Source organism: Nostoc sp. CALU 546 (genome assembly GCF_048836525.1).
Genome location: NZ_JAWJTF010000187.1, coordinates 1 through 6,184, shown reverse-complemented (window position 1 = coordinate 6,184; position 6,184 = coordinate 1). Strand labels below are relative to the sequence as shown.

Below are 6,184 nucleotides of genomic sequence, written 5' to 3'. Positions count from 1 at the left end.
GGTGTTAGGGACTTTTGCAAGAGGTCTAAGCAATATTGTAGGGATAGGTACTGTTCTGAAATAGTCAGTAGATGGACTGCTTGAAAAACCGAGCGGTTTATATTTATGTCGAATCAGCCTGTGGGAATATGTTTTGAACGGCAGGGAAACTGTAATGTTTCCTGTCAACGAGCGAATGGCACTAAGAAAAGATACAGCCCTTGTTCTGACTGCTTCCCAGCCTGGAGGCTGGGAATCCGTTCTGGGAGGCTCCGCCTCCAGTAGCTTGAATTGAGGCAGAGCCTCTTTTAAATACATTCCTAGCCTGGAGGCTGGGAACGAGACGACACAAGCTTTTGGGTTTTTCTTAGTGCCATTCGTCAACGAGCTAATCAAGGAATTGATTGACTACCGCGACTCACTCAAAACTCAAAGCTAAACTCAGTGAACAGGGTGAAAAATTGCTAGGTGGTAAACACATCCTTTCTAAGACTTATGAGTAAAGTGCTAAACCTGTTGTTCCAGGAATTGTGTAAAATAATTCCCCTGACCTAATGTTATTAACCCTTCTATATGAAGGGTTTTGAAACCTAAAGTTTCAGTTACCCTAAAGTTGATATATAAAAGAGCAATTTTCAAATGACCATTTACTTTTATAAGGTTTGGCAGCCTTATGGCTGTTTTTCTAACTTTTCTCCCCACGGAATCCACATCCAGGGTACTTACTGGCCAACGGTTGAGCATTATTATCAAGCACAAAAGTTTGTAGCCAGCACGGATGCAGTAATTATACCTATCATCCATGCTGCCGCCACACCAGAAGAAGCTGCTGCTTTGGGAAGATGTAGCGATCGCCAACTCCGTCGAGACTGGGATTTAGTCAAAACTCAAATTATGCGAGAAGCTGTACTCAAAAAGTTTCTCACTCATGCTGATATTAGAGAAGTTCTTCTGAGGACAGGTGATGAGATTTTGGTTGAAAACTCCCCAACCGATTCTTTCTGGGGCTGTGGTGCTAATAAAGCCGGTCAAAATCATCTCGGTAAAACTCTCATGAGTGTGCGTGAAGAAATTCGTAATTTACTATCTTTAACGGTAATTTACGAATAATTTAATCAAAATAGTTACAGTCAACATAAAATCAGCAATTAAACGGGGAATGGTCAAATTCCCCAGCCAAAAATCTTAGAAAAAGTCTCCAATCATTTAGTTATTTGTTTGAGAAATCTTAATTAATTGAAGTAATGAGTAAAATAGTCAAAAAATATTTTTATTTTTAAGAAATTATGAAAAAATTAATTTAGGTGATATCACTGAAATAGTTTAATAATTAAGAATATAAAATTAATAGGGGTCTATGAATAAGAGCTTTTCAATTTTATACTCAAGAGGATGTTTGGAAAGTATTTAATGATATTCAAAATGCTTTGAGATTTTTCTAAAGCAACTTTATAAATCTACGGTAAAAAAGCAAAATATCTGATACTTCTCAAACATCCTTTAATACCATTGACAAAAACCTTTGCAACACATGTATACCTCTAGCAATCTATTTGTAGCAAAACTTTCGTGAAATGGGATGAAAATCAAAGTATTGTAAGTTGAAAATTCTCATTAGAGACAATTATAAAAAAATATACTTCAGTCATAGTGTATATAAACAATGACATTTACCGATAAACCAAACGAGTCGCGGCAAAGCTTATACCAAGAAAGTTTACTGCACCGGATGACAAAACAGATCAGGCGATCGCTCAACCTCCAAGAAATATTAACAACAACTGTTAGCGAAGTGCGTTTGTTTTTGGGTGTAGATCGGGTAAAGGTATATCGCTTTGATACTGATGGTAGTGGTGAAGTCGTTGCTGAATCTATCCATGAACAGCGTCTACCATCTTTATTGGGGTTACGCTTCCCAGTTCATGATATTCCACAAGCAGTTAGAGAGATGTTTCTGTTAGCGCAGCAACGTGTGATTGTCGATGTAGCTAATGGTAAGACAGGGCTATCGCCTCTACAGTCAAAAGAAACTGGCAAACGTCTACAAACTAATATCTACTATCGGCAAGTAGACCCATGCCATATTCAATATCTACAGGCAATGGGCGTGCAGTCATCGTTGGTAGTGCCAATTTTATATTTCAATCTACAAGAACAATTGGCAAAGCCTAAATTGTGGGGATTATTGGTATCTCACCACAGTAAACCGCGAAAGATTTTGAAGCGGGAACTGAAAGTATTGCAACAAGTTGCTGACCAGGTAGCGATCGCGATCGCTCAAAGTAATCTACTCACTGAAGCCCACGCCAAGCAAGAGCGAGAAGCTACTATTAATCGAGTCACCACACTATTACATAAACTACCGACAATCCAATTACAAGGTGCGCTAGAAGAAGTTATTACTGCCTTCAATGGAGTAGGTGGCAGACTTTACATTCAAGAGAGTCGGGAACTATACACCTGGGGCGATCAACCGACACTTCCCTACGAGTTAGATAACAGTATTATCGAACAGCATCCCTTATGGCAAAACTGGATGGCTGAGTTTCAACAAGGTAATATTTGGGCAACACCTGACCTCTATAAAGAACCACGTTTGCGAGTTTTGGCTTTAGCATTCCGTTCTACTGAAATTCGCGGACTCATGGTAATTCCTCTACATTACCGCGAAAAATTTATTGGTGTATTAAGTATTTTTCGCTCTGAATATGAAACGGAAATCTTGTGGGCAGGACGATGTGAACAAAATCGCCGACAACTGCTACCCCAACTTTCCTTTGAGGTTTGGCGAGAGCAAAAAAAGGGGCAAGCACCTGAGTGGAAGCCGGAAGATATGTTATTGGCGCAAGCTTTGTATGATCATTTCTCAATGGCAATTCAGCAGCAGCAAATGTACAAACACGTACAAGCCCTGAATGCCAATCTCGAAGTGCGTGTGCAAGAGCAAACTGCTGAACTAGAAAAATCATTATTGCTTACTAAACTACTCAAGCAAGTCACCGAGCAGATTCGCCGCACATTAGATTTGCAGACAACTCTGCAAACTATCGTTCGGGAAGTCCGTCCCCTGCTAAATTCAGATCGGGTGCTGATTTTACAACTGAAGAGTAAATCGGTGATTGTGGAAGAGATTAATGGCAATTGGCAGTCAGTTTTGGGAGTGAATGCACCACCGGAATGCTTTCCTGATGAGTATACGCGTCTATACTGCCAGGGCAGGGTACGGGCAATTAACAATGTTTCAACAGCTTCTTTGAGTGATTGTCATCGAGAGTTTTTGCAGAGTTTACAAGTGCAAGCAAACTTAATAGTTCCGATAAATATAGGTATAGAACTATGGGGCTTACTAATTGCCCATGAATGTGAGGCTCCCAGAAATTGGCAGGATGCAGAAATTGATTTATTACAACAGCTAGGAGATCAGGCTGCGATCGCCATTCAACAAGCCCAACTCTACGAACAAACCTCTGATGCCGAAATTGAAGCCAGAAATCAAGCTGCCCAGTTAGAGCATACCCTACATGAACTCCAAGAAACACAGACAAGATTAATTCACACCGAAAAAATGTCCGGCTTAGGACAGTTGGTAGCAGGTATCGCTCACGAAATCAACAATCCTGTTAACTTTATCTACGGAAACCTGTGCCACGCCAGTGACTACACCGAACAGCTGCTAGAAATTTTACGTCTCTATCAGCTACACTATCCCCATCCCCATAGTGAAATCCAAGCTGCGATCGAAGCGATCGATTTTGAATTTTTGGTAGAAGACCTCCCAAAAATCATGACCTCAATGCAAGTGGGAACCGAGCGCATCCGCTCAATAGTGCTGTCGTTACGCAATTTTTCCCGTTTGGATGAGGCTGAAAATAAGCGTGCTGACCTGCATGAAGGTATTAACAATACCTTATTAATTTTGCAACATCGCTTGAAAGGAAATGCTGAATCTCCACGCATTGAGGTAATCAAAGACTATGGCAACATCCCACGCGTGGAATGCTATGCGGGCCAAATGAATCAGGTATTTATGAATATTTTCAGTAATGCCATAGATGCCCTGGTAATGGGGACTGGGGAATGGGCAATAGGGACTGGCGACAAGGACAAGAACCTATGCCGAATACCCACTATCCGCATTTCTACCAAAGTCTCAGCAGATAACTCTCGTCTGTTGATTCGTATTAGCGACAATGGGCCAGGAATGACTGAAGAGGTGAAAAAGCGAGTTTTTGATCCGTTTTACACTACCAAGCCTGTAGGCAAGGGCACAGGATTAGGACTAGCTATCAGCTATCAGATTATTGTCGAAAAACATGGGGGAATAATGGAGTGCCTTTCGGAACTTGGCAAAGGCACAGAGTTCTGGATTGAGATTCCTATCAAACCTCCAGCCAAAATAGATGGCTGAAGGCAGATGGATGTTACTTAATGGGCAGTACCAGACTCGAACTGATGACATCCTGCTTGTAAGGCAGGCGCTCTACCAACTGAGCTAACCGCCCTTTTGACTAATCCTTAATTAATATAGCAAAACATTTCTCATTGCGCTAGTCTTTTTCAGAAAATCTTTTTTCTCTTATACTGATTCAGTATTCAGTTACTCAGTACTGGCTCAACGCCCCGCTATCGCTAACAGGAATTAGGATGCCCTCTGGTCGGACGCACGATCGCATTACTATGTATACTCTGCCGTTCGTGGCGGGCTTTACTTTCTGGCAGACTCGCAGTAGCAATGCGACTTTGTTGGTTGCAAGCGGGTTTCTATTTGGCGGGCTGATGTTTGGCCCCGATTTGGATATCTATTCTGTGCAATTTCAACGCTGGGGTTTCTTGCGCTGGATTTGGCTACCTTATCAAAGAAGTCTGCGTCATCGTTCTTTTTTATCCCACGGGCCAATTATTGGCACAATTTTGCGGATACTTTATCTCGGCTGTTTGCTAGCTATCTTGGCAATTTTCGTTTTGGTAATTGCTGAAAGGTTGTGGAATCTGAGTTTTACTTGGCAGGATTTGGGAGAAACTGTGGGGCGATCGCTCGTGCAATACGATACTGAATATGTTGCCCTCTTTTTGGGGTTGGAACTCGGTGCTATGAGTCATTCTCTCAGCGATTGGGGCGGTTCGGCATATAAGCGTTTTCAAAAGCAGGGGGTTCGGGGATTGTTTCCTAGTGGCAAAATTAAGAGGCGGAAAGTGAGGAGTGTTAGTCGTCGGCCGAGAGTAAAGAAATAATTTTTTTAAACGCAAAGGAACGCTAAGGGAAGCGCAGAGGTACGCAGAGGTATGGAAGAAAAAAATGAGACTTTGGTGGCGTTGCAGGAATTGATTGAGGTGGTGGCGAAGTTGCGATCGCCTGATGGTGGTTGTCCTTGGGATTTGGCTCAAACTTCCGAAACGCTTACACCTTATGTGATTGAGGAAGCTTATGAGGTGGTGGACGCGATTAAGAGTGGAGATAAAGGTGCGATCGCAGAAGAGTTAGGCGATTTATTATTACAGGTGGTATTGCAGGCCCAAATCGCTAGCGAATCTGGGCAATTTTCTCTGAAAGAAATAACCCAGGGGATTTCCCAAAAGTTGATTCGCCGTCATCCCCATGTGTTTGGTGATGTGTCGGTGGCGAGTGTGGATGAGGTGCGGCAAAATTGGGAACAAATCAAAGCTGCGGAAAAGGGTGAAGCATCTCCAGACGCGCAAAAATTTAGTGCGAAACTCGCTCGTTATGGACGTACCCTTCCCCCATTGACGGCGGCAATGAAGATTTCCCAAAAGGCTGCGGCTATTGGGTTTGAATGGGAAAATATTCAAGGCGTTTGGGATAAGTTTCATGAGGAGTTGGGGGAGTTTCAACAGGCTTTAGCGGAGGAAACACCAGAACGACAACAAGCAGAGTTAGGTGATTTACTGTTTGCAGTTATTCAGCTAGCCCGTTGGCATGATCTTGATCCTAGCGATGCTTTGCAAGGTACAAATCAGCGATTTGTCCAGCGATTAGAAAAAATGGAGGCGGTTGTTGACCGTCCCCTTTCTGATTACAGTTTGAATGAGTTAGAAACTCTTTGGCAACAGGCAAAAGCCCAACTTGCTCAAGAAGGGAGTGGGGGGTAGGGAATGGGGCATTGGGCATTGGGCATTGGGCATTGGGCATTGAAAAGAAGCAGAGATGCAGGGGGATAGTGGGAAAACTCTTCCCCATTCCCCATTC

Annotated in this window: 4 protein-coding genes and 1 tRNA gene; 4 read left to right on the top strand and 1 reads right to left on the bottom strand. The window is 42.7% G+C overall.

The window, feature by feature from the left end; genetic code table 11:
* The first annotated feature begins 618 nt into the window (after positions 1-618).
* Entirely contained in the window at positions 619-1,089 is a 471-nt protein-coding gene (locus tag RRG12_RS41115) for an N-glycosidase (RefSeq protein ID WP_069072133.1), read from the top strand.
* Positions 1,090-1,642: 553 nt separating this feature from the next.
* Positions 1,643-4,387 (top strand): GAF domain-containing protein, encoded by a 2,745-nt coding sequence (locus RRG12_RS41110; RefSeq protein WP_420763158.1) that lies wholly within the window; start codon positions 1,643-1,645, stop codon positions 4,385-4,387.
* 21 nt (positions 4,388-4,408) lie between these two features.
* Here the strand turns inward: RRG12_RS41110 and RRG12_RS41105 are convergent.
* Positions 4,409-4,481: transfer RNA gene (locus RRG12_RS41105), tRNA-Val, on the bottom strand.
* Positions 4,482-4,623: 142 nt separating this feature from the next.
* Here RRG12_RS41105 and RRG12_RS41100 point away from each other — a divergent pair.
* Both RRG12_RS41100 and mazG read left to right on the top strand, forming a co-directional pair.
* Positions 4,624-5,211, top strand: a complete 588-nt coding sequence (locus RRG12_RS41100; protein ID WP_420763157.1) for a metal-binding protein — start codon at positions 4,624-4,626, stop codon at positions 5,209-5,211.
* 51 nt (positions 5,212-5,262) lie between these two features.
* Positions 5,263-6,087, top strand: coding sequence for a nucleoside triphosphate pyrophosphohydrolase (gene mazG, locus RRG12_RS41095; RefSeq protein ID WP_420763156.1), 825 nt, complete (start codon positions 5,263-5,265; stop codon positions 6,085-6,087).
* Positions 6,088-6,184 lie beyond the last annotated feature (97 nt).

Bases quoted from the DNA above. Each gene is read 5' to 3' on its own strand.
- mazG (WP_420763156.1), top strand. From the start codon at position 5,263: ATGGAAGAAAAAAATGAGACTTTGGTGGCGTTGCAGGAATTGATTGAG.
- RRG12_RS41115 (WP_069072133.1), top strand. From the start codon at position 619: ATGACCATTTACTTTTATAAGGTTTGGCAGCCTTATGGCTGTTTTTCT.
- RRG12_RS41110 (WP_420763158.1), top strand. From the start codon at position 1,643: ATGACATTTACCGATAAACCAAACGAGTCGCGGCAAAGCTTATACCAA.
- RRG12_RS41100 (WP_420763157.1), top strand. From the start codon at position 4,624: ATGCCCTCTGGTCGGACGCACGATCGCATTACTATGTATACTCTGCCG.